20 protein-coding genes are annotated in these 23,262 nt (G+C 58.6%); 10 read left to right on the forward strand and 10 right to left on the reverse strand.

The window, feature by feature from the left end:
* The gene (locus tag EY643_RS18080; RefSeq protein ID WP_153240561.1) at nucleotides 1-1,920 is read left to right on the forward strand and encodes a flavin-containing monooxygenase; all 1,920 of its coding nucleotides are present in this window, start codon (nucleotides 1-3) and stop codon (nucleotides 1,918-1,920) included.
* Between the two features lie 15 nt (nucleotides 1,921-1,935).
* Nucleotides 1,936-2,718 carry an SDR family NAD(P)-dependent oxidoreductase gene (locus EY643_RS18085; RefSeq protein WP_153240562.1) on the forward strand — a complete coding sequence of 261 codons (783 nt, stop codon included), beginning with the start codon at nucleotides 1,936-1,938 and terminating at the stop codon, nucleotides 2,716-2,718.
* Between the two features lie 11 nt (nucleotides 2,719-2,729).
* Here the strand turns inward: EY643_RS18085 and EY643_RS18090 are convergent, their stop codons facing one another.
* From EY643_RS18090 to EY643_RS18115, 6 genes are all read right to left on the reverse strand, one after another.
* On the reverse strand, nucleotides 2,730-3,587 hold the full coding sequence (locus EY643_RS18090; protein WP_153240563.1) for a sugar phosphate isomerase/epimerase family protein: 858 nt from the start codon (nucleotides 3,585-3,587) through the stop codon (nucleotides 2,730-2,732).
* 85 nt (nucleotides 3,588-3,672) lie between these two features.
* Entirely contained in the window at nucleotides 3,673-4,848 is a 1,176-nt protein-coding gene (locus EY643_RS18095; protein ID WP_153240564.1) for an MFS transporter, read from the reverse strand.
* A gap of 2 nt (nucleotides 4,849-4,850) precedes the next feature.
* Nucleotides 4,851-5,630 carry an acetoacetate decarboxylase family protein gene (locus EY643_RS18100; protein ID WP_153240565.1) on the reverse strand — a complete coding sequence of 260 codons (780 nt, stop codon included), beginning with the start codon at nucleotides 5,628-5,630 and terminating at the stop codon, nucleotides 4,851-4,853.
* A 27-nt stretch (nucleotides 5,631-5,657) separates the two neighbouring features.
* Nucleotides 5,658-6,536 carry an SDR family NAD(P)-dependent oxidoreductase gene (locus EY643_RS18105; protein WP_153240566.1) on the reverse strand — a complete coding sequence of 293 codons (879 nt, stop codon included), beginning with the start codon at nucleotides 6,534-6,536 and terminating at the stop codon, nucleotides 5,658-5,660.
* A gap of 1 nt (nucleotide 6,537) precedes the next feature.
* Entirely contained in the window at nucleotides 6,538-7,512 is a 975-nt protein-coding gene (locus EY643_RS18110) for a Rieske 2Fe-2S domain-containing protein (protein ID WP_153240567.1), read from the reverse strand.
* Between the two features lie 25 nt (nucleotides 7,513-7,537).
* Complete coding sequence (locus EY643_RS18115; RefSeq protein WP_153240568.1) at nucleotides 7,538-8,752, reverse strand: amidohydrolase family protein; 1,215 nt, start codon at nucleotides 8,750-8,752, stop codon at nucleotides 7,538-7,540.
* A gap of 92 nt (nucleotides 8,753-8,844) precedes the next feature.
* Between EY643_RS18115 and EY643_RS18120 the strand changes: the two genes are divergently transcribed.
* The 4 genes from EY643_RS18120 (at nucleotide 8,845) to EY643_RS18135 (ending at nucleotide 12,378) form a co-directional block, all read left to right on the forward strand.
* Complete coding sequence (locus EY643_RS18120) at nucleotides 8,845-9,498, forward strand: TetR/AcrR family transcriptional regulator (RefSeq protein WP_153240569.1); 654 nt, start codon at nucleotides 8,845-8,847, stop codon at nucleotides 9,496-9,498.
* 68 nt (nucleotides 9,499-9,566) lie between these two features.
* A complete protein-coding gene (locus EY643_RS18125) occupies nucleotides 9,567-10,718 on the forward strand; it encodes a CaiB/BaiF CoA transferase family protein (RefSeq protein ID WP_153240570.1) in 1,152 nt (383 codons plus the stop codon).
* Between the two features lie 16 nt (nucleotides 10,719-10,734).
* On the forward strand, nucleotides 10,735-11,181 hold the full coding sequence (locus EY643_RS18130; RefSeq protein ID WP_153240571.1) for a 2,4'-dihydroxyacetophenone dioxygenase family protein: 447 nt from the start codon (nucleotides 10,735-10,737) through the stop codon (nucleotides 11,179-11,181).
* The gene (locus tag EY643_RS18135) at nucleotides 11,182-12,378 is read left to right on the forward strand and encodes a cytochrome P450 (RefSeq protein WP_153240572.1); all 1,197 of its coding nucleotides are present in this window, start codon (nucleotides 11,182-11,184) and stop codon (nucleotides 12,376-12,378) included. It begins immediately after the preceding gene.
* 1 nt (nucleotide 12,379) lies between these two features.
* On the opposite strand, the gene EY643_RS18140 is transcribed toward EY643_RS18135, so the two are convergent.
* Nucleotides 12,380-13,285, reverse strand: coding sequence for a D-Ala-D-Ala carboxypeptidase family metallohydrolase (locus tag EY643_RS18140; RefSeq protein ID WP_153240573.1), 906 nt, complete (start codon nucleotides 13,283-13,285; stop codon nucleotides 12,380-12,382).
* Nucleotides 13,286-14,902, reverse strand: a complete 1,617-nt coding sequence (locus tag EY643_RS18145; RefSeq protein WP_170287468.1) for a L,D-transpeptidase family protein — start codon at nucleotides 14,900-14,902, stop codon at nucleotides 13,286-13,288.
* Nucleotides 14,903-15,097: 195 nt separating this feature from the next.
* Between EY643_RS18145 and EY643_RS18150 the strand changes: the two genes are divergently transcribed.
* The 4 genes from EY643_RS18150 (at nucleotide 15,098) to EY643_RS18165 (ending at nucleotide 19,489) form a co-directional block, all read left to right on the forward strand.
* Complete coding sequence (locus EY643_RS18150; RefSeq protein WP_153240575.1) at nucleotides 15,098-16,093, forward strand: branched-chain amino acid aminotransferase; 996 nt, start codon at nucleotides 15,098-15,100, stop codon at nucleotides 16,091-16,093.
* Complete coding sequence (locus EY643_RS18155) at nucleotides 16,086-17,078, forward strand: NAD(P)H-quinone oxidoreductase (protein ID WP_153240576.1); 993 nt, start codon at nucleotides 16,086-16,088, stop codon at nucleotides 17,076-17,078. The genes EY643_RS18150 and EY643_RS18155 overlap by 8 nt, the downstream gene beginning before the upstream one ends.
* A 9-nt stretch (nucleotides 17,079-17,087) precedes the next feature.
* On the forward strand, nucleotides 17,088-17,837 hold the full coding sequence (locus EY643_RS18160; RefSeq protein ID WP_153240577.1) for an SDR family NAD(P)-dependent oxidoreductase: 750 nt from the start codon (nucleotides 17,088-17,090) through the stop codon (nucleotides 17,835-17,837).
* Between the two features lie 62 nt (nucleotides 17,838-17,899).
* Complete coding sequence (locus EY643_RS18165; protein WP_153240578.1) at nucleotides 17,900-19,489, forward strand: MltF family protein; 1,590 nt, start codon at nucleotides 17,900-17,902, stop codon at nucleotides 19,487-19,489.
* Here EY643_RS18165 and EY643_RS18170 read toward each other — a convergent pair.
* Complete coding sequence (locus EY643_RS18170) at nucleotides 19,486-20,934, reverse strand: MBL fold metallo-hydrolase (RefSeq protein WP_153240579.1); 1,449 nt, start codon at nucleotides 20,932-20,934, stop codon at nucleotides 19,486-19,488. The two genes, EY643_RS18165 and EY643_RS18170, sit on opposite strands and share 4 nt — an antisense overlap.
* Nucleotides 20,931-23,153: a DUF3604 domain-containing protein gene (locus EY643_RS18175; protein ID WP_153240580.1), complete on the reverse strand. Its 2,223-nt coding sequence runs from the start codon at nucleotides 23,151-23,153 to the stop codon at nucleotides 20,931-20,933. Before EY643_RS18175 ends, EY643_RS18170 begins: the two co-directional genes overlap by 4 nt.
* Nucleotides 23,154-23,262 lie beyond the last annotated feature (109 nt).

A 23,262-nucleotide genomic window follows, 5' to 3' on the forward strand; every position in this document is an offset into this window, starting at 1 on the left:
ATGACAGAAGCCTTTGAGATCAACGCCAGCGAAGTCGAGATCGCCGCCGCGCTGGAAGATGCCAGCATTCCTGCCCTCATGTTGAGCATGCTCCATATGAGTGGCGATACCAGCATTCTGGACGGTCCAATAAAGCCCGGTGGTGCCTACATCAACGAATACCAGGGCTATATGTCTGAGGAGGACAAGGCAACGGTCCGAGCCCAGGCGATGGACATCATTCGCAACTACCGCGATGGGGGCTGCCAACTGCCGCCCACGCCGGACCGGGCGACCCTGCTGCGGATGATGAACTTCCTCGTGGCACAGGATGTGCCCGAAGAATACCTGCCGATGATGCTGGAAGAGATCGAAATCGATGGCGTCGACCAGCGCTCCGATGCGTGGGGTGACGAAGTTCCACAGCAAAGTCGCGAACAGCACCATGTGCTGATTATCGGTGCCGGCATGTCCGGCATCCTCGCCGCCATTCGCCTCCAGGAAGCGGGCATCCCCTTCACCGTGATTGAGAAGAACAGCGGCGTCGGCGGCACCTGGTTTGAGAACCGCTACCCCGGCGCAAGAGTGGATGTGAGCAACCATCTCTACTGCTACTCTTTTGAGCCTGCCCACCACTGGACCCAATACTTTGCGCAACAGCCAGAGCTGCAAACGTACTTTGAGAACGTCGCGGACAAACACAGGCTGCTGGACCAGATTCACTTCAATACCGAGGTGGTGAGCGCCATCTGGGACGAAGATGAACAGATATGGCAGGTGGAAACACGCCACAAACAAGGTGCGAGCCGGACCCACAGGGTCAATTCGGTCATCAGCGCGGTCGGCCAGTTAAATCGACCAAAGCTGCCAGATGTGCCGGGTATCGACTCTTTCGGCGGCCAGTGGTGTCACTCAGCCGAATGGGACGACAGTATCGACATCAGCGGCAAGCGTGTGGCACTCGTAGGCGCAGGTGCAAGCGCCTTCCAGATTGCGCCCGCCATCGCTGAACAGGCCGGCTCACTCACTGTATTCCAACGCGTACCACCGTGGATGTTCGAGAACCCGATCTATCACGAGACTGTTCCCGAAGGTATGAAGTGGTGCCTGCAGCACCTGCCCTGCTACGCCAAGTGGTTCCGTTTCCTGTTGTTCTGGTGCGCCTGTGACGGGGCCTACGATGCCATTGTGGTAGACCCCGCGTGGCCCCATCAGGATCGCTCGGTCAATGAGATGAATGACTTTGTGCACCAGCTGTTCAGCGACTACATTCGCGGCCAGGTCCACGACGAGGAATTGCTGCCCAAGGTCATGCCAGACTACCCGCCTATGGGCCGACGCACCCTGCAGGACAACGGCAGCTGGCTCAAGGCCTTACAGCGAGACAATGTTGATCTCCAGGCACAAGGCATTAGCGCGGTAACTGCTGACGGCATCACCGCCGAGGACGGTCAGGCGTTTGACGCTGACGTCATCATCTATGCCACCGGTTTCAAGACGGCCGACTTCCTCTGGCCTATGACAATCACCGGGAGAAACGGCAAGGTATTGGCTGAAAGCTGGGCCACCGAGCCGTCTGCTTACCTCGGTGTTACCGTGCCTGAGTTCCCCAACTTCTACTGCTTGTTCGGCCCCGGCACCAACCTCGCCTTCGGCGGCAGCCTGATCTTCAACGGCGAGTGCCAGGTACGCTACACCCTGGAATGCATCAAGCTGCTGCTCCAAAGTGACAGCGCAGCTATCGAGTGCAGGGAGGAAGTTCACAGCGATTACCAGCAGCGCTTTCGCGACTTACATGCCAAGCTGATCTGGGAACACCCCGGGGTAAACAGTTTCTACAGCAATGCCGAGGGCAAGGTCACCTTGCTATGGCCGTGGAAGATCATCGATATGTGGCGCTGGACCCGCGCTGCAAACAGTGACGACTATCAATTAAGCTAACAAGGAATATTGCGCATGACCGCACTGAAAGGAAAGGTTGCACTGGTCACCGGCGCTGCCTCGGGTATTGGTTTCGCCTGCGCGCGCCGCTTTGCCAGCGAGGGTGCCACCGTCGTGGGCATGGACCTGAACCCCTGCGATGACTGGGAGGACGTCACCGCAAGTTCCTCCGCCAGTGAACTCATTCTCGCAGACGTGACCAACGCCCAGGCGCATCTCGATATCGTCAATACCGCCATCAGCAAGCACGGCTCCATCGATATCCTGCTAACAGCCGCCGGTGTGGGCGAAGCAGGCCCGGTCAACATGCTCGATGAAGCGGCGTGGGATCGCATCATCGACATCAACCTGAAAGGCACCTTCCTGGCCATTAAGGCGGCACTGGAGCCAATGCTGGAAAAGCGCAGTGGCAGCATCATCACGGTGGCGAGTGTGGAGGGCATCAATGGCACCGAAGGAGGCAGTGCCTACAACGCCTCGAAAGGCGGCGTGGCCCTGCTCACCAAGAACGTGGCGATCGACTACGGCAAAGTAGGCATCCGCTGTAACTGTATCTGCCCCGGGTTCATCGAAACGCCCATGTTCAGCCAGGTACTGGACCAACTGCCGGACTTCAAGACGGACATCCAGCGCCAGATCAAATTGGGGAGATTCGGCCAGCCGGAGGAGATCGCCAGCGCAGCACTCTTCCTGGCCTCCGATGATGCCTCCTATATGACGGGGCAAAACCTGGTTGTAGACGGCGGCTACACCGCAGGCCACAGCCACGGTATTACCGAAATGCTGGGTCTGGTTTAGCGGACTAAGGCTTACTGACGCTGCAGGCGCAGCGCGTGCTGGATCAAGGCAATGGCATCGGTACTCAACTGCTCGCGACTGTCGAACTGCTCGCGCCAGATATTGGCCGGAACCGCATCCCCCGAGCTAGCCAACCCCCTGGCCTGCACCACAAGCCAACCGTGATAGTCGAGAAAATCGAGCGTGGCAAAGGTCTCCTGCCACTGCACCTGGCCGCGCCCCAATTCACCCCGATGGCTCTCACTCAGGTGCACCAGCATCAGGCGCTCGCCAGCGGCAGGTAGTGCGCGGGCGGGATTGAATTCCTCCAGATGGGCATGGAAGGTGTTGTAGAGCACGCCGAGATTTTCCAGGTCGATGTCCTCACACATACGGGAGGCGTCAGCGGCAGTGTTGACTAAATGCGCATCGAAACGGCTCTGGAACTCGAGCGCCAGCTTTACATCACAACTGGCGGCGTGTTCACCCACCTCACGCAGGCAACGCCGGCTCCAGTCCCACTCTCGATCAGTGGGTGGAACGCCACTCAATTGACCCTGAGCCTGGAACAGACCGCCACACAAAACCTTGCTGCCCAGTTGGGCAGTGTCATCTACCCGTGCCTTGAGGTAGTCCACCGCGCGACGGCGCACAGCAAGAGAACTATCGATGGGATTGGAACCTGCGGGGATAACCGTATTGGCCAGTGCTACCAGACCCAGATCAGCCAGCGCGACGCGCAGCAGTTTCAACTCGGATGTGCCCTGGCCGGACAGCGGGATCTCGACCCCGGCATAGCCCAGCGACGCCAGCATCTCCAGCTGTGGCAGTTCCGCCACGCCAACACTGTCGCCCCATAAGCGCATATCCATGCCGATCCGGACGTCCACTGTCACCCCTCGCCAATATCACTGGACAAAGACTAGTCGATGGCTGCGGGGAGCGTGGCGAAATTCTGGTAAAAAGTGACGATTGTCACGCGACAGGGGCCGGCGCCGGCGCCGGCCGGGGCAGGATGGTCAACACCAGGCAGGCCAGCAACAGCAGCACGACCATACTCGCCAGCACCGGGTCGTAGCTACCCGTGCGGTCAAAGACCAGCCCCGCCAGAGGCGGACCTGCCAGCGCGAGAGGCAACATCAGTGGCATCTGGGCGCCGTTGACCTGGCCGATAACGGCGGTATCGAAGTAACGACTGTTAAGCCAGGGATGCACGGGAAGAAAAGCACCGACCCCGAAACCGGAACAAGCCAGCCCCAGCCAGATCGGCCAGCCCTCTTTGAACAGCAACAAGATGGCAATGCCTGTGCACTGCACCAGCATAATACCGATGGCAAGTACCCTGGGGCGGTCCTGCAAATAGTCGGCGCTGATAGCGACAAACACTTTTCCGCTGAGCCCGGCGATGGCGCTAATACTCAACATCAGCCCCACCTCAACCGGGTCCATCCCACGACTGATAAACAGGGGCGGATAACAGATCGTAGCCAGCACCGACACATTGAACACCAGAGCAACAGCCACACCCACCAGCCAGAACTCACGGCGGCGATAGATCTCGGCGGGTTTACTCGCCGCGCCACCGACGCTCGCGCCAATATCAGCGGGAATGCACAACCAGACCAACAACCACAGGACTACTAGCAGCGTCAGCGCGAGCGCAGCCAGCGCGGTGCGCCAACCAAACATCTCCAGCCCTGCTCCCACCAGCGGCGGCAGCACGGCAGAGGCAATGCTGGTTCCAGCTGCGACGAGCGCCAGGGCCTTGCCCTCACGTCCGACATAGAGTTTGACCATGAGGCTATTAACCACCACGGGGCCATACAGGGTCATACCCAGGGCAAACAGCAGGAAACACAGGCCGGCGACGGCCAGACTGGGGGCCAAGCTGGTGAGCACCAGCCCCAGCATCGCCAGAGTGCACCCCGCGAGAATTATGCGGCGAATCGGCATACTGTCAGCAAACTTGCCTACAAAAGGCGCCGCCAGACCCGGCACGAGCATCAACGCCACCGGGCCAATATTGATGGTGGCCGCCCCTACCCCGAACTCCTCAGAGAGAGCCGGCACGAAAAACCCATAGATACTCATCAGGCCAGCCCCGAAACCGAGGCAGGCCATCCCCGCGAATGCGGGAAACCAGTTACGCATGCTCAACCGCGCTTGGGTCCGCCATTTTCTCCGGGCCAGCGAGAGCCGGAGATCGTGTCTGCATAGGGCAGGAAGGCCTCAGCATCCAGCTCACCAGCCAGTGTGATCTGGCGATCGAGAAAGATGGGCCACCACAGGTGCGCGGAGAGCTGCTCGCGCATGGGCAGCAGTGATGCCAGCGGATCCCAGGGGCTATCACGCAGCACCAGTTCGCCCTGCACTTCCTCTTTCCAGGCAGTACCGTACTTGCTCATCACGTGAACCACGTGAGGTGGGAAGTCAAAACCCGTCGCCGGGCCGCCCACGCTTACCGCGCGGGAGTACTTCAGCCACCACTCATTCTGGACCCACTCCTCGGCACCTTCGACCGGGCCAGTGGAGACGCCCTTGAACTCTACAAAGGTGTAACCCTGGTGGACACAACGCGCACTCACCTGGGGTCCAAGACGGTAAAACTCGGTAGTACAGGGATACTTGGGCTGGCCGTTGGTCTCCTGGCTGATGAAAATTGCCGACTCCTGGTCGATGCCGTACCCGAGAGTGTATTCACCCGGTGTGCCGTTGTAGTCCGCGTCCACGGTGGTAACAATGCCGTACTCGGGCTCGTCGGGAACCGGGAAGTTATAGATAGTGAGATTCACATTGGGATTGGCACCTGGATCGATACCTGGGGGCAACAGCTTGGCGATCGCTTCCGGGTCAGTCCGGTAAACGATTTTCAGCATTGGCCAATTGACGATGTCGCCAGTATTTCCCTGTGGTGCACCTGATTCATTTGTCATTATATTTTTCCTCTGTTTCGATTCACGTCACCCCAGCGTAGCTGGCACGGGTGTCGTTCTGTTTAAAATCATGTCGGCCCGAGCACGAATTTTCTCGTCGGAATCCGGTGTAGTTTCCAGCAGCCAGAACGCATCCTGTTCCAGGCCTCGCAGCGCCATATCGGCCACCTCATCCGGGTGAGTAGTCTGCATCTCAATGCCAAACTCGGCAGCCATCCGCTTCATGTCATCAACCGAGGTGATGCCAGAGTCGGGGGCACCGCCATCTTTCTGCAGGTCTTCGGGCCGAACGCGATCCGAATTGAAAAGCCCCGTATCAACCACATGTGGCCCGGGAAACAGTGCGCTCACCTTCACCGGCAGCTGACCCGCCTGGCACTGATAGTGCAAATTCTCCGTAATCGCGTGTACCGCCGCTTTGCTCGCGGTGTAGATGGGAGCATCCGGCAAAATCGTATATGCGCCATTGCCAGATCCGGTCACGACAAAGTGAGCCGCCTGACCGCTGGCCACCAGCCGCGGCATGAAGGCACGGATCGAATTAATCACGCCCCACACATTCACCTTGAGGCACCACTCCCAGTCTTTCTCCGAGTAGTCCCACATGGCACCGCCCTCGCCTGCGCCGATACCGGCATTGGCAAACACGAGATCGAGGCCACCAAGCTTCGCCACCGCTGCATCTGCGAGCGCATTCAGGCTGTCTAGCGAGGTGACATCGCAGTGCTCGACAATCGCCTCGATGTTCTCGGCGGCAAGATCCTTTGCCACTTGCTCCATAGCCGTTCCATCGACATCACCGACAGCGATTTTCGCCCCGCGACGACCCAGCGCAAACGCCAGCGAGCGTCCGACGCCACTGGCACCGCCGGTAATGACCGCTACCTTACCGTTGAAATCCTTCACTTCAGGCAATCTCCTGCTGGTCTTGCGACGTCACATAAAACTGGCGCACCCATTTGCGGAACGTCACCAGAGGCTTGTCTTCACGACAAAATACGGGGCGACGCCTGTGCACCTTGTTCGCCCAAATCGGATAGTCATCACTCAGACCATCAATAATCCCTTTCATCACATCGTCCCCAGCCAGATCTTCAATTTCCTTGCGCACGAGCAAGGTCCAGCGCATAAACGTAGTGTGCTTGTCGATAGCCTGGGGGCTGTTGTACATAATCATTTCGGCATTGGGCCCATAGGTATTGCGCACCAGGGCAAAACCGGGGCTGTACGTAATTGCGTGCAGATGCGAAGGAAAGTCATTGTTCTCCATATTGGAGTGCAGGTGCATGGTGCGTCCATCAGGATCGATGGTCACCTCTGAATCCGGAATCCCCTGTTGGTTGTGCACGTACGCAAAATGCACCGGGTCGCAGGAGTTTTCGCAAATATCCTGTACGTGGGCCGGCACCAGGTGCTCGGTGTAGCGAGGCGAGGTCCAGTTCGGGTCATCCAACTCCGGCAAGTCAGGCAACTCCCACTGAGGCGCTGTATTTTCCGGGTGATACCAGACGTATACCTCGCCGTTCTTTTCGTCGGTGTGCCACGTGCGCAGGCGAGCCCGCTCCGGGATCTCATCACAATAAGGAATATGCGAACACTTGCCGTCGTCCGCATTAAACTGCCAGCCGTGAAACGGGCAGCGCACGGTCTCGCCGATCACTCGGCCTTCGTGACCGAGATGGGCGCCCAGATGAGGACAATAGGCATCCTGCAGTGCCGCCTTGCCAGAGCGCGTGCGATACAACACAAGCTCCCGATCGAAGGCTTTTACGGGCTTAACTTCCCCAACGGCCAGCTCCTGGGAGCGGGAAACAGAAAACCACCCCATCGGGAAATCCGGGGTGGTATTGGTTTTTGAATCACAGGCTTCTACGATTGTCATATTGCTCTCCCGTTGCTTGCTCGGGTTAGTTAAAAATGGATTTGTCAGGGCCGATTTCGTCGGCCACCTGCTGCAGCCGCTCGCGATCAAGGCCATAGAAGGCGACCGCATTGTCGCCAAGAATCTTACGGCCAGCGTCTTCAGGCAAGCCGCTAAACGTCTCTCGATAATAGGCCTGGGTATTGGGCCAGGTGCCTTCAGGGTGAGGGAAGTCGCTGCCCCACATGATCTGGTCGGCGCCTATGGTGTCGCGCTCATCGAGGTCTGCCCGGCGCACACAAGATGCGCCGATGCCGACGTTGCGCTGGTAGTACTCACTGGGCGACATGGACAAGTGGCTTTTGAAATCGCCCAGCTTGGCGGAAATTTCACCCTCGTGATACTGGAAGTCCATCAGCCGCAACCAGGATGGCAGCATGAACATAGTGCCTCCTTCCACGATCATCACCTTGAGTCGAGGGAAGCGTTCGAACACACCACCCCAGATCATGAACGTCAGCGGGCGGTACAACCACCACATGACTTCAGAGACATAGATACCCATGGCTCCGGGCAACTCTGAGCGCTGGTCCTCCACCGGAAACCCCTTGCCGAAGTATTCCGGATGGGGGGCAGGGCCAGAGTGGAAGTGCACGATCACCCCCAGGTCCTGGCATACTTCCCAGAACGGGTCGTACTTCACATGATGGTAGGCATCGTGCTCGCCCCAGAGCGTGGGAATCATCACTGCGCGCAGGCCGTTATCGACACACCAGCGCACAGCTTCCACCGCCTGGCCGACATCCCAAAGCAGGGGGATCGAGGCGACACCAAGATGCCTCGCGGGGTCATTGGCACACAGCTCTGCCAGCCACCGGTTATGGGCCATGGCACCGGCCCACTGCAGCTCGGGCACCATATCGCGCGGCGATAGGCCCAGGCCCGCACCAAAAGGTGGTGTGTTTTTTTCGGTAATCCCATCCGGGAAAATGACCTCACAGGCAATGCCGTCAGTCGCGAGCATGCGAACTCGCTCATCGTAGTCCCAGGCGCCGGTTAACTCCTGTTGTATCGGTGCACGCCAGGCATCGTTGATTTCCTTAATCAGGAACATCGACTCTGACTTTTCCAGCATATCCACCGTAATGGGTACGGCCATGTCGAGCATCTCGTGATACTTGCTCTCGACATAAGGTTTGTAATCGGCGATGGGTAGGCCGGCGTGGCAGTCCGTAGATACCACTAAAAGCTTGTCGGACATGGTTAGGTCACCTGATCTGCGCTTCTTATCGAAATACATACAAACGCGCAAACTTGCACATTTGTATACAAAATAGTTTACTGGGGAACCCAATGCAACTGCATTACGATATTTTCATGGACACGATTGAGGCCCCGCTGGGGCGCAGAGAGAAGCGCAAACAGGAAATTCGCACCCGAATCGAGGAGGCGGCCTACCGCCTGTTCCAGCAACATGGGATCGAGGACACCAGCATTGAGCAGATCTGCCAGGAGGCAGATGTCGCCCGGCGCACCTTCTACGGCCACTTCACTAACAAGCACGCCCTGCTGGGGGCGCTGGGCATTTCCAGGCTGTACTCCCGTTCCGAGCCCATGCTCGCAGAGTTGATGGCAGCGCAACCGACCACCCGTGGTCGCCTGCAAGCCATGATCGACTATATCGAATCGACCTTCTCAGGCATGAACGAGATAGACCGCCAGCTCATCCTGATAGGCCCCACCGCCTTCGCCGAAGACACCGAAGCCCAGCGCGAACTTGGCACCTCGGCAATCGACAGTTTCACCGCCCTTATTCGAGCCGGACTTGAACTGGGCGAGGTCAAACAGGATTTCAGCCCCAGCATGCTTGCGACCACCGTTGTGGGCACCCTCAACATGCTGACGATCAACTGGTGCCTGGACAGCGACTACCCGGTTTTCGCAAAACTGGAAGAAGCCCGGGGCATGTTCGAGCAATTGATCTGTAAAGACACTCAGGGCGCCTGATCGCGCCATTGCCCTGAGACACGGTCCACGCCAAGCTAACCCTATAAAACCAAGGAGCTAGCAGTACCATGGGACCTCTCGCAGGAATCACCATCATTGAAATCGCCGGTATTGGTCCGGCACCCTTTGGCGCGATGTCGTTGGCGGACATGGGCGCCGAGGTTATTCGGGTGGAGCGCCCGGGCGGCGGCCTTTTCGCCGACCAACAAACCAACCCCAATCTGGATGTACTCAATCGCGGCAAACGGTGCATCTGTATAGACCTGAAAAACCCCGACGGCGTCGCCGCGGCGTTGCGCCTGATCGACCAGGCGGACGCAGTACTTGAGGGCAACCGGCCTGGAGTGATGGAACGGCTGGGGCTGGGGCCCGACGTATGTCTGGAGCGCAACCCCCGATTGGTGTACGGCCGCATGACTGGCTGGGGCCAGCAAGGGCCGATGGCCAACGAGGTAGGCCACGACCTGAACTACGTCGCCCTCTCTGGCGCGCTCCACGGCATGGGTCGCGCTGGCGAGAAGCCCGCCATACCCCTCAACCTGGTGGGTGATTTCGGTGGCGGCGGCATGCTGCTCGCCTACGGTATCGTCTGCGCCCTGCTTGAGGCGAAGACATCCGGCAAGGGGCAAGTTGTAGATGCCGCAATGATCGACGGCGCTGCAAGCCTCATGGCCGCAACCTTCGCCGCCAATCAGGTCGGTTTCTGGACCGACGAGCGCGGCACCAATGTGCTCGACTCGGGCGCCCATTTCTACGAGGTCTACGAAACCGCCGATGGCAAATACATCACCATTGCTGCCGTGGAGCCCCAGTTCTATGCCGCCCTGCTGGAGCGCCTCGGCGAAGACAGTACTGGGCTGGAAAACCAATGGGACATGGCCGCCTGGCCAGCACTCAAGCAAACACTGGACGACATCTTCAAACGGAAGACGCGCGACGAGTGGGACGCGTTCTTCGACGGCGCGGATATCTGCTATGCGCCCGTGCTCTCCATGGCGGAAGTACGCCATCACCCCCATCACAAGGCACGCGAAACCTTCGCCGACGATGGCGAGACGTGGCAGCCCAATCCGGCCCCGCGTTTCAGCCGCACACCCGGCGAGATTGCCAGACCACCGGCCAGCAACGGCCAACACAGCCGGGAAATTCTCGAACAATTTGGCTTCGATGCCAGCGAACAAGAGGCCGTCATTGCCGGCGGCGCCGTCATCCAGGCCTGAGACAGGAGCAAGAGAAATGCAAACAACAGAAGCCGTGCACATTGGCGCAGACGAACTGCCTTTTATCGACATAGGCGACGGCAGCCTGCTGAAAGTACTGCAAGTAAAGCGAGGCGAGGGTCTGTGGATTATTGAGAACATTTTCCAGGCAGGCTACGAGGTAGAGCAGCACAAACACACCGGCCCGGTGTGGGGCTACACGTCTTCCGGCGCCTGGAAGTACAAGGAATACGACTACGTGAATCGCGCAGGTTCATTCCTCTACGAACCTGCTGGATCAATGCACACCTTGCAGTGTATCGAGGACAACACCCGGGTGTGGTTCCAGATGTACGGCAGCAACGTCAACCTCGACGCCGATGGCAACATCACCTCAGTCGTGGACGGCGATCTCACGCTGCAGTTTTACCTCGCCATGTGCGAGGAACAGGGCCTGCCTCGCCCCAACGTGCTGGTGGAATAAGTGGACATCGATATCTACTCTCCCGATGCCTACACCAACGGCATTCCCCACGCCCAGTTCGCCTGGCTGCGCAACAACGCCCCGGTGTATTGGCACGCGTTGCCGGAAGGGGGCGGCTACTGGGTCGTCAGCCGCCACAGCGATGTTATCGATGTCTCCCGCGACTTCAAAACCTTCTCCGCCGAGAAAGGTTTCGTGCTGGTGGACGACCTACCTGAGGACATCCTCGACATGGCCCGCAACCAGTTGCTGGGCATGGACCCGCCCAAGCACAGCCCCCTGCGGCGAGCAGTGATTACCCGTTTCACTTCGCGCCGGCTGGAACAACTCGAGCCGGCGGTTCGGAGCATCGCCCGGGGCATGATGGCCAAAGCTCGCGATATCGGCGAGGTCAACTTTGTCGAGAGCCTGGCCGGCGACCTGCCCACCGCTGTCATCGGTTCACTGCTCGATATCCCCCAGGACATGTGGCCACAGATGCGCCGCTGGTCTGACTTGCAGACTTCGGCCTCAGACCCTGACCTCGGTGGCACGCCGGAGGAAGTTAACAACGCCAGCATTGAGATGGGAACCTATGGTTTCCAGCTGGCCTGCGAGCGCAAGGATTCCGGTGCGGACGACCTGATCTCACTGCTAATTAATCAGGAAGTCGAAGGCGAAAGTGTCAGCGAGGCGGAATTCGCCTCACTGTTTGTACAAATCGCTGTCGCAGGTAACGAAACCACCCGCGGACTTATTTCCAGCGGCATGTACGAACTGATCAAACGACCTGAGCTCTACCGGGAACTGGAACAAAACCCGGCCCTGATCCCCGGTGCCGTGGAGGAAATGCTGCGCTGGACCTGCCCCTTGCACTACTTCCGCCGAACCGCGACCTGCGCCACCGAGATCGGCGGCCAAGTGATCGCGGAAGGCGACAAGGTGGTAATGCTCTATAGCTCCGCAAACTTCGACGAGCGGGTATTCGAGAACCCGCTGGAATTCAACATCCGGCGCGACACCAACCCACATCTCGCCTTCGGGCACGGCATTCACCTGTGCCTGGGCGCCAACCTGGCCCGACTGGAAGTGAAAATTTTCCTGGAAGAGTTTTTCCGCGAGTTTAAAGGCATGGAGCTGCTGGGTGAGCCCACCTACATTCGTTCGAATATGGTCCACGGCTTCAAGGATATGCCCGTGCGACTACTCGCCAGATAAACTACCAGCGCGCGCGGTAACCGCGCGTATCCACATGAACAAAGCCGCCGTGGCGGCTCGTCTTACGGTAACGCCCAATGCCGCCGAGCAACTGGGCGTTCTCCGGCCGCGACACAAACTCTTCCGCCAGGTCGACCAGCAGCTGCACGTCGTCAAGGTCCTGGTCACCATCGCGATCCAGATCATCCATGCGCCCGTCCCCGTCCACGTCCACATAAAAATCCATGGCATCGCCGTAGACATGGCGACTGTTGGGCACGTTGCCAATAGTGCGGTTGTACCACGGTGTGCGATAACCACTGATGACGCCAAATGTCGCCGCTGGATAGCCTCGCTGGCGCACCTCGCCCAGCAAACCTTCCAACAACACCAACAGCGACTCCTCCAGCGCGATGTACTTCGGATAATCACTGACCTGTTTGCACAGGAACTGGCGCACCGTGAAATGGGGGCTCAAGCGCACGTCAAGCAGATCCTTCGTGACCTCGATATAGCCGGCAGGGGCACGGTATAGCTCGGGATGCCGGGGATGCCCCGGCGGTTGCTCGCCAAAGCGATAACCATTGAGTAGACCGCCAGCAATATTCGCCGCAGGTTCGGTGACAAACAACTGAACCTCAAGCGTGGCGCCATCCGCAGTGGTGATCGTCAGCGGGTAGTATCCGGGGGTCGCTGGGGCAGTTAGTGCCATGCCCTGGGCATTCAAGAACAGCGACACACCATCTTCTGCAGCAAACCCTGCGCCTTCCAGACTGCCCTCAAGCAGCCCCAGCTCCAGCCGTTCGTCCGGGGACGCTACAAGCGTGAATGGATTAAATGCGAGCGGCAGACCGTCGAGGGAGAGAACCACCTGATCCGCCCGCGCCAGTATAGGGAACAGCAGTATCAGAGCCAGCAGGACACGCAACTAGCTGGCCTCCGGCGGTGCATCGAGTATCGCCAGGGCCGGTGCGTCCTTTCCGTAGATGTCTGCATGAAACTGCATTCGCCCATCCCGTGCTGGACTGGTGGTCCAGTACATCAACATGACGTCCACCTCCCGCTCCATGGGCACTCGCACCTGGGGTTTGCGGCTGTCCACCACCGCCTCAACCTGGCTCAGAGACCACTGCTGTGAATCATCGAGCAGCAACTCTGCCAGGCGCAGCGGCTCTTTAACACGCACGCAACCTGAGCTGAACGCCCGCGCACTGCGGGAGAACAAGTACCTGGATGGTGTGTCGTGCAGGTAAATAGCGTAGCTATTGGGGAACATGAACTTGACCCGACCCAGAGCGTTACTCTCCCAGGGTTGCTGCACGACCCGGTAGGGGAAATTGCCCATATTGGCATTGGCCCAATCGATCGACGCCGGGTTTACAACTTCACCGCGACGATCGTAGAGCAGGTAGTTCTGCTCCGCGATGTAGCTCTGGTCAGCTTTGAATTTGGGCAGCAAACTGCGGCCGATGATGCTTCTGGGCACCGTCCAGGTAGGATTGAATTCGAGGTATCTGAGGCGCTTGGTAAAGATTGGCGTCTGGTGAGCGATAGTGCCTACCATCACCGGAGTCTCCCACAAAAGCTCATCGCCGCGGATATAGTAGAGCTCATAGCCCGCAACATTAACCACGAGCATCTCGTCGCTCAGATCCTGCGCGATCCAGCGCACACGATCGAGATTAACCCGCAGCGCATCCACCCGCTCGGCTGGCGTCATATTCAGGAAGTGATAACTCTGGGCACCGACTATGCCGTCCACATCCAGGCCATGATCCCTTTGGAACACCCTCACAGCATCCTGGACTGCACCGCCGTAGCGACGATCCGGGCCTGCTGAGGGGAGGTAGCCCAACTGTACCAGCCGCTCGGCCAGATCTGGCACCACTGGGTACTCCTGCCCTGGCTTGAGCACGACATCTGTAGGTAAGGCCCGGAATTCGCCACTGGCGGCCAATGCACGGTAGTGCCGCAGCGCGGCCACCATCTGGTAATAGAACGGCATGGCAGGACGAAGGCGCTCCAGGATTTCGTCGATGGAATCTTCAGCGATGGCCTGCTGCAGCTGCCCCGATATAGTGTGGATGTCGAAATCCAACTGGGCATAGTTGAAGGTGGGATCAAGCAAGCGGGGGTCGACCTTGCCCTTTGCCATATGTTGGATATAGAGCAGGATTCCGTCTGTAAGCAAAACATCGAACCGCGCCCGCGCCCGGTCCTTCTCCGGCCACTCATCATTTCGCAGCGACCACAGCGCCATCAGTTCGCTGTAATGATAATCATCGGGGCTCAGCCCATCATCAAAGCTGCCCCGCAGCAGGTCTAACATACGCTGCGCTTGTTGCCGGTCCTGCCAGGCGGCCTGATAGTCCTGGCGGGAATAGAAATCCTCGACAATGACGGGCAGGTGAACCCGCCCCCCCGAGGGAAGCTGGCTGCCGCCATCCACGACCAGATGCTCAGTCAAAGACTGCAATTCACCCCGCAGGTCCGCCTTTGCAGTTAGAGAAACCATCAGGAGAGAGAGCAGAATCAGTATTCTCATAGGCGACCAGTGTTTCCGGAAACGATAATTAATGAACCCACAGCCTAGCCGCTGCCCTTCGCTGTGACAAATTTCCGGATATTTCAGCCCGGCACGGCCCCATATCCCTGTTTCTCGCGGTATTATGTTCTGTTCATCGACATACATATTCCCCCGCCAACAGCGGGGCCCAGCGATACATAGAGCAGTAAGACAATGGCGGCATTCGGCACAGAGTTCACGGACAAAATGGTCATCAACCACTATGCAGACGGACAATGGTCCGGTCTGGACGTGGTCCCGGTGGAACCCTTTCGCCTGCACCCCGCCACCCATGTGCTGCACTATGCCAGCGAATGCTTCGAGGGCCTCAAAGCCTACCGCACGGCGGAAGGTAACATTCACCTGTTCCGCCCGGACCGCCACGTGGCAAGGCTGCTCAATAGCGCGGCCCAATTGCTGCTGCCAGTGCCCGACGAGGCCACCCTGGTGAGCTCGCTGCACCGAGCGGTGGCCGAGGTAAAAGACCAGATTCCCGCTTACCCGGGTTCCCTGTACTTGCGCCCCACCCTGTTCGGTACCGAAGAGGATATCGGCGCCGCGGCCCGCCCTACCCAAAAGGCGATCTATTACGTACTCACCTCACCCGTGGGGGATTACTTCGCCGGCGGACTCAAGCCGTTGCGGGTAAAAGTGGATCACGAGGCGCAACGCTCCACTCCTGAATTCGGCGCGGTCAAAACAGGCGGCAATTACGCCGCCGCCATGCGTCAGGTAGTGCGCGCCCGCGAAGAATTGGGTGCAGACCAGGTGTTGTTCGCGCCCGGCGGCATTGTTCAGGAAACCGGCGCTGCCAACTTTGTGCTTATTGAAAATGGCGAGCTACTGACCAAACCGCTGGATGGCTCCATCCTGCCCGGCGTGACCCGCGACAGTATTCTGACGCTGGCTGCCGAAGCTGGCCTGAAGGTCACCGAGCGCGACTTCAATGTCACTGAGCTACTGGAACGCGCACCTAACGGCGAGGCCGCCCTGACCGGCACAGCTGCAGTTCTCACTCCCGTAGGCGAGTTGGTTCACAACGGCGTAACGACCCAGGTTGGCAACGGCGAGATGGGGCCCTGGTCCAGCAAGCTGCGAGACCAGCTCTGCTCAATCCAGAGCGGCACAGCAGATGACCCGCACGGCTGGCGTGTCGCCCTCAATGCCTGACACAGCTTTTGAGCGTCACTATGTCGCGGTCAACGATGAAGACCGCAGCCTGAGCTTACAGCGGGACGTGATCACTCCACCGGATGCCGGTGAAGTCCTTATCGAGGTTGCTGCAGCCGGCCTCAATCGTGCCGACCTTCTGCAGCGGGCGGGCCTTTATCCCCCTCCCGAGGACGCCTCTCCCATCATGGGCCTTGAAGTCGCTGGCACGGTGATCGCGGTCGGCGAAGATGTCACAAACTGGTCCGTCGGCGACCCCATCTGCGCCCTCACCCACGGCGGAGGTTACGCCACTAAAGCCCTCGCCCCTATTGGCCAGTGCTTCCCCGTGCCTTCGGGCTACACCATGGAGCAGGCAGCCGCACTGCCCGAAGCGCTGCTCACGGTGTGGCACAACATCTTCCAGCGCGGCGCAATGCAGCCGGGCGAAAAGGTATTGGTTCACGGCGGTGCCAGCGGCATCGGCACGCTCGGCATCCAGATGGCAAAGGCCATGGGAGGAGAGGTTTACACCACCGCAGGCACCGACCAGAAATGCACCGCGCTTCTCGAGCTGGGTGCCACCATGGCCATCAACTACAGAGATGAAGACTTCGAAGAGGCGCTCACTAACGCCGGCGTCAGCAACCAGATTAACGTCATCCTCGACATGATAGGTGGCGACTACGTGCAAAAAAACATCAATGTGGCGGCACCGGACGGGCGAATCGTGAATATCGCCTTTATGAACGGATTCCAGGCAGAAGTGAATTTCGCGCCGCTGCTGATAAAGCGGATCTCTCTAACAGGCTCCACCCTCCGCGCCCAGAGTTTCGCGCAGAAAACCATCATGACAGCGGAAATTATTGAACACATATACCCACACCTGGAGACGGGTGCGATCAAGCCTGTCGTCGACCGCGTATTTGAACTGTCGGCTGTGGCCAGCGCTCATGATTACATGCAAAGTGGTGCCCATATGGGCAAGATCATTCTCCGCAGCTGAGGAACCACAATGCAACGATTTACAGGTAAGGTCGCGCTAATCACGGGCGCAGCCTCCGGCATCGGCCGGGCCACCGCCATCCGCCTCGCCAATGAGGGTGCTTCAGTATTCCTCACCGACATCAATAACGACGGTCTCGCTGACACCATCACTGAGTTGCCTGACGGCAGTGCTTCAGCAACGGCTGAACTGGACGTCACGGATTCCAGCGCCTGCGACACCGCCGTCGCCCAGTGTGTAGAACACTTTGGCAAGCTGGACATCCTGTGCAATATCGCCGGCATCGCCTTCTCCGAAAATCTCACCGAGGTCACAGACGAACAGTGGTCACTGATGGTGGGTATCAATCTTAATGGCGTCTTTTTCATGAGTCGCGCGGCCATACCTCACCTGCTTGAGAGCAAAGGCAATATTGTCAATATGTCGTCCAGTGCAGGCCGTGGAGGCCAGGCCTATAACTCCGCGTACTGCGCCACCAAGGCGGGCGTACTGATGTTCTCCAAGGCGCTGGCCATGGAGTACGGCAAGCGAGAGGTGCGGGTTAATGCTGTGTGTCCAGGCTTCGTCCAGACCCCACTATCGGCAAACTTCAAAATGCCAGAGGGCGCAGACATGGACCTGTTCAGCCGGCTGCTTCCCCTCGTAGAGGCCTCCACGCCAGATGAAATCGCTGGCGCTGTGGCCTACCTTGCCTCCGACGAGGCCCGCTTTATCAACGGTATCGAACTGCCGATCGACGGTGGCCAGACTGCGGGCTAGGAGTTGCCAAACTCCCGCACACACGGGAAGATGAGGTCAGTGTTCCGCAACCAACGAAAAATATGACATTCCTGACTCGACTGCTCGCCCTGTCCTGCCTGATTAGCCTTGCCGCCTGCGGTGATTCCGAACAGGAGCCCGCTACCAATTCCGACATTGCACAGGCTCCCGCCCAGGTGCAACCAGCCGAAACGGAATCCCCCGAGCCGGAGACAACAGCAGCCCTGCCTTTCGCACCTAGTGCGGATGAACAAGCCCTGCAGGCCCTCAAGGGCTTCCGCAATCCATGGACAGGTGACCTGGACGTGATGGAAGAACGCCGCGTTGTTCGCGTTCTCACCGTTTACAGCCCGGGCAGATATTACCTGGAAGACAATGGGCAGGAGAAAGGGCTGGTCAAGGAATTCTCCATGATGTTCGAGAAATTCCTCAACAAACGCCTGAACCGCAAAACCGTCAAAGTACACGTCATCATCATCCCCATGGCGCGCAATCAACTGGTACCTGCGCTGCTCGCCGGACACGGCGATATCATCAACGCCAGCCTTTCCATTACGCCTGAGCGTCAGGAGCAATTCGATTTTTCCATTCCTGCGAGCAAGGCTGTCTCTGAGATTCTAATTACCGGTCCGGATGCGCCGGCTCTCGACGGGATTGACGATCTCTCCGGCCAGACCATCTACGTGCGCCATTCCAGTAGCTACCGCGAAAGTGTCGATACCCTGAATGAGCGCCTGGTCGCGGAAGGCAAGGAGCCAGTCAACATAGAACTTGTCTCGGAATTTCTCGAGGATGACGACCTCATAGAAATGGTCGACAAAGGCCTGCTCCCGTGGGCAATCGTGGACTCCTACAAGCCCACTCTCTGGAAAGGTGTATTCACCAACACCACCGTGCGCGATGACATCGTATTTCGCGAAGGGGGACGCATCGCCTGGGCCTTTCGCCAGAACAGCCCGCTCCTTGAAGGCGCTGTTAACGATTTCCTGAAGAAAAACCGGGAAGGCACCCTGATCGGCAATGTGCTGAAAAATCGTTACATTCGCGACTTTGACTGGGCTGCTAACGCGCTCGATGACAGCGACTACCAGCGCTTTCTGGAGCTCCAGCACATCTTCCAGAAGTACGGCGATCAGTACCGTGTCGACTATCTGCTGGCAGCCGCCCAGGGATATCAGGAATCCCGCCTGGACCAGACTGCTCGCAGCCACGCTGGCGCGGTCGGCGTGATGCAGCTACTACCCACAACCGCACGCGATAAAAACGTGGGCATTCACGACATCAGCTCTGCAGATTCCAACATCCACGCCGGCATCAAGTATCTGGATTTCCTGCGCGATCGCTATTTTAACGACCCTGCCATCGACACCCGCAACAAAACGCTGCTGGCATTGGCTGCCTACAACACCGGGCCTTCACGCATGATCAATCTGCGGCGCAAGGCTGAGCGGCTGGGTTACGACCCCAACGTCTGGTTCGATAATGTAGAACTGGTGGCGGCGCAGGATGTGGGCCGAGAGCCGGTCCAGTATGTAGCCAACATATACAAGTACTACGTGGCCTACCGCTACTCGATCGACCAGCAGGCGGGGCACGCCAAGGCCCGTGAACGCGCTGGCATGACACCCTACCGCAGCGGCAGCGACGACTAGCGATCGACAGCCGGGCTGTCCAGCCTGGCTGCCGTATCCGCCATGCGGGCCTGCAGCCAGTATATTTCATAGTCATTCCGCAGGCCGTGCTCCGCAGCATCTAGCAGTATTCCCAGCGCCTGCTGACGCTGGTTGAGAGCCTCAATATTGGCCGACTCAGCCGCGAGCACCACTTCCACAACATGCAGCGCCTTCACCGGCTCGCCCTGCAGAAGATAGTTACGCCCCAGCGCCAGCAAGCTTTCGCTGCCCGCGACTTCAGCGAGATCCGAGTAGATATCGCGTGCCGGGACCGGATAAAGCTCGGTCGTGCTGTCGAAGTGGAACCATGTCATGTAGTAGTCGTAGATGCTGCGCACAGCCCAACTCACCTTGCCGTGGTTTTGCACAAGCTCCAGTTCAGCTGGCAACTGAATCTCTCTCATCAGCGCGTAGACATCCTTACCGGCATTCATCCCGGCGACGGTTTCGTCATGCACGTACTGCACAGCGTCTCGAATCCGGCGCATATCTGCGGCGATTTGTGCCTGTCCCGTGGTCGCGTCCAGATGGCTGGGCACGACCGTCTCTATCGGCAATGCGAGCAACAGGTCCAGCGACTGCACGTATTCCATGGGCTTGCGAATTTTCTCGCCGCGCATTGTGAAAACATTGGGGAACTGCGGAAATTGCGGTCCGAAAAAGTCACCACTGAAGAGCATTTTCTGCTGCGGCAGCCACAGCACTACATTGTCTGCGCCTTCCGCACCTGGCGTACCGATTACCTGAAACTCCACGCCACCGAGGGTAAAACTGTGAGTTTCCCAGTCATCTACCACTACGTCAGGCTCTATACCGCCATAGCGCATCATGGCGATGTCCGGGCGGTCCTCCCAGGCAGGCATCCAGGGAAACAGGGTGCGGTTCCTGGCGTATTGGTGAGGTTCCAGTTCCATCAGGTAACGCTGTTCTTCCTCGAATTGGTCGTGGGCGATAATCTCCGTGCCTTCCTCGGCAAAAAAACGTGTGCCGCCAATATGGTCAGCATGTGAGTGACTCAACACGATTTTGCGAATGGGGGCGTCGGAAACAGCCTTAAGCGCTTCCAGTTGCTTAGCCGTCTGGATCACCAGACCTGTATCGAAAATGACATTGCCCTCATCGGTGACAATCATCATGACATTGCCAACGCCCGTGGCCTGGTAGACGTTTTCCGCCAACTTCTTCACTTCGATGGGGCGTTTGATCAATTCGACGGCACTGCCATGTGTCGCCTCACCATCGCCCTCGCCACCTAAACGCTTGGTTGCCGCGTCCCCGATAACATCCAACGCTTTTAACTGCGCCTGCTTCTTGAGCTGGGAGTCCTCATCGAAATAAATCCAGGCACCGCCGGCGACCAACACCGCCAGCGCGATAATTACTATTTTGGCTATGGCGCCTTTCTGGGCGTGAGACGTGTTCATAAACTCTCCTCTTCCAGCGCAGGCTGAAAGTCGACAAAAATGGGGGATGACCAGGCGCGCTGCTGAGCAGGCGCGACACAGTCTTCTTCGGCAGGCGTGCGAAAATCACCGTAGCAGGGGTTTACCTCAATACAGCGGCCCTCCTCGTCATACTCGCAGCGGACATTCTCGGCATTGATCATGCCGGTGGTTTCCTGAATAGCGCGGGCATAATAAATCGCTTCGCGGCCACCACTGGTGAACGTTTCATCGGTGAATTCCACGGTACAACCCATGGGATCGGGCTCACACTCAAACACTCTCCATGGATCTTCAATCAAGTCAGCCACATCTTCCGTGGCGTTGACCTGTGGCCGGATTCGCACAACCTCGATCCGGTCAATAAGCTGGCGTTCGTCTCCCGGGTTGTAACACTCACCGCCACAGAGGCTTTCTATGCGCGCCTCGCCCAGGCCATTGCTGGCGTAGTCGGGGCAACCCGGCAATTGCTTGAACTCACCCATGGCGCTCACCCGGAACTTGGGTGCCTCGCCGGTCATCAGCTCCGAGCCCATGGGATAGCGTTGCTCATCGCGGAGCAAATCAAACCAGAGCAGGATTCGGGCACCCGACGTTGCGTATACCTCGCGTCGCTTCAGGCTACCCCAGATGGCATTGCGGTCACGCCCAGCACTGTGCGTCGCTACCAGACCACCTGTGAGCCAGAAAGAATTCTGCCGCTCCATATTTCGCGCGTTGACCAAGCTCACGTTCTCGTTGCCCAGGGGCGTGGAAAAAGGCTCCGGTTCGCGCGTATCCCGCTGTCTGCGAGCGGCCCGGCTGTCCTCCGGCGCACCGAACGATTCAGTCATGAACTTGCGGCGCACTTCCTTGTAGCCAGTTCCTGGCTGCCCGCGGTGATTGTCACTGGAGCCAATGAAGCCATAACGAAAGCGAAGCGGATCACGACCAGGCTCGAAACCGGAGATCGCCAATGCATACTGGGCGGTAGCAGCCGGTCGATGGTCCATAGGTTCGTTAAAACAGTCGACGCAAGTGCCGCAGTTCAGCCAGTCGACCACAGACTGCCCTGGCACAGTCAGGTGGCCGGAATTACCCGCGTCCACAAAATTCTGCCGCGCCTCGAAGTCGCGCCTCTGGCACTCCTGAGCGTCTTCGCCTGCGGCCTCACAGCGCTCACGAATAATCTGGCCTGCGCGATAACAACAGGGCATATAGTCATCGCTCGGCTCGGGACACATCAGGCCACCATCGTCGCCCTTGACCGAAGCTCGCCATTGGCGGTACTCCTCAGAGTTACCATGGCCCGAGTAGAGCTCAAACAATATCTGGCGATCCGGGTCATGTTGCGCCCTGTTCAACTGCTTGTCGAAAGAGGTGCTTGCAGGCGTATTCATGCCCCATGAGTTACCGTGAGGAATAACAATGCTGTCGAAGCCCCACTCATCCAACTTGGTGAAAAGCTCGCGCGGGTCGTCAGCCACCTCAAGGCAATCACCAGGCAGCTCACGTGTATCGACGTCTTTCTCACAAACCGGGGTGTCGGCGATTTCGTCGTAGTAGCCCTGGATACCCAGATAGAACTCGCGATTCTCGAAGTCCGCCAGAGACATCATTAACTGAGCCAATCTTCCCATGGGCGCCTGAGCCAGGCGTTGACGGGGCGCAGCGATCGCCCGCGCCGGGACATCGGCATCGTCAGTATCGAGAAAAATCACGTTCTTGTGACCGTAGTGTTTGCTGGGATCTGTGGCCACCTGACTCCACTCCCAGCCGAGAAAACTGACCATATCAGGATTAGCGGAGTCGCCCGCCGCCGCATTGCATTCGCGTATGCTTTGCCGGGTCTCGGCCCAGCGACGCGGGGTTATTCCCTCGGCGTGGTCATTGATAGACCAGAAATCCAGGGCGGCACAATAGCGCGCGAAGTCACAGGCATCGGCCGGCGGGTGCAGGCCTGAACCCCCGGTTAGCGGCAGCGACATAATGAAGGCGTCCGGCGAGAACGTGGTATGCACATGCAGGTCACCGAACAGAACCTGGCTGTCACCGCCATCATCAGACGGCGACTCATAACGGGCCTCCCGCTCAGCCACTACCGCCGTATCGAGAGACTCGCCGGCAATATCACCGCGCCCCTCGGGCTCGGCGCTACAGGCCGCAAGCAGCAGACAGCCAAGCACTGCCGCGCCCATTTTCTCATACCATTGTCGCTTCACCGGAGACCTCGGCAATCAAAAGATAAGGCAATTGTATTATAATTATCTGAAACTGGCACGCCGCCACCTCTCTAAATGCGTCTAGAGACCAGAATAGCAGACCGGCGAG

It is taken from the genome of Halioglobus maricola (assembly GCF_009388985.1).
GTDB classification, from domain to species: Bacteria; Pseudomonadota; Gammaproteobacteria; order Pseudomonadales; family Halieaceae; genus Halioglobus; species Halioglobus maricola.

Excerpts from the sequence above, each read along its gene's own strand:
- EY643_RS18160 (WP_153240577.1), top strand. The coding sequence starts at position 17,088 with ATGCAACGATTTACAGGTAAGGTCGCGCTAATCACGGGCGCAGCCTCC.
- EY643_RS18130 (WP_153240571.1), top strand. The coding sequence starts at position 10,735 with ATGCAAACAACAGAAGCCGTGCACATTGGCGCAGACGAACTGCCTTTT.
- EY643_RS18125 (WP_153240570.1), top strand. The coding sequence starts at position 9,567 with ATGGGACCTCTCGCAGGAATCACCATCATTGAAATCGCCGGTATTGGT.
- EY643_RS18170 (WP_153240579.1), bottom strand. The coding sequence starts at position 20,934 with ATGAACACGTCTCACGCCCAGAAAGGCGCCATAGCCAAAATAGTAATT.
- EY643_RS18145 (WP_170287468.1), bottom strand. The coding sequence starts at position 14,902 with ATGAGAATACTGATTCTGCTCTCTCTCCTGATGGTTTCTCTAACTGCA.
- EY643_RS18120 (WP_153240569.1), top strand. The coding sequence starts at position 8,845 with ATGCAACTGCATTACGATATTTTCATGGACACGATTGAGGCCCCGCTG.
- EY643_RS18110 (WP_153240567.1), bottom strand. The coding sequence starts at position 7,512 with ATGACAATCGTAGAAGCCTGTGATTCAAAAACCAATACCACCCCGGAT.
- EY643_RS18155 (WP_153240576.1), top strand. The coding sequence starts at position 16,086 with ATGCCTGACACAGCTTTTGAGCGTCACTATGTCGCGGTCAACGATGAA.
- EY643_RS18165 (WP_153240578.1), top strand. The coding sequence starts at position 17,900 with ATGACATTCCTGACTCGACTGCTCGCCCTGTCCTGCCTGATTAGCCTT.
- EY643_RS18095 (WP_153240564.1), bottom strand. The coding sequence starts at position 4,848 with ATGCGTAACTGGTTTCCCGCATTCGCGGGGATGGCCTGCCTCGGTTTC.
- EY643_RS18115 (WP_153240568.1), bottom strand. The coding sequence starts at position 8,752 with ATGTCCGACAAGCTTTTAGTGGTATCTACGGACTGCCACGCCGGCCTA.
- EY643_RS18080 (WP_153240561.1), top strand. The coding sequence starts at position 1 with ATGACAGAAGCCTTTGAGATCAACGCCAGCGAAGTCGAGATCGCCGCC.
- EY643_RS18085 (WP_153240562.1), top strand. The coding sequence starts at position 1,936 with ATGACCGCACTGAAAGGAAAGGTTGCACTGGTCACCGGCGCTGCCTCG.
- EY643_RS18150 (WP_153240575.1), top strand. The coding sequence starts at position 15,098 with ATGGCGGCATTCGGCACAGAGTTCACGGACAAAATGGTCATCAACCAC.
- EY643_RS18100 (WP_153240565.1), bottom strand. The coding sequence starts at position 5,630 with ATGACAAATGAATCAGGTGCACCACAGGGAAATACTGGCGACATCGTC.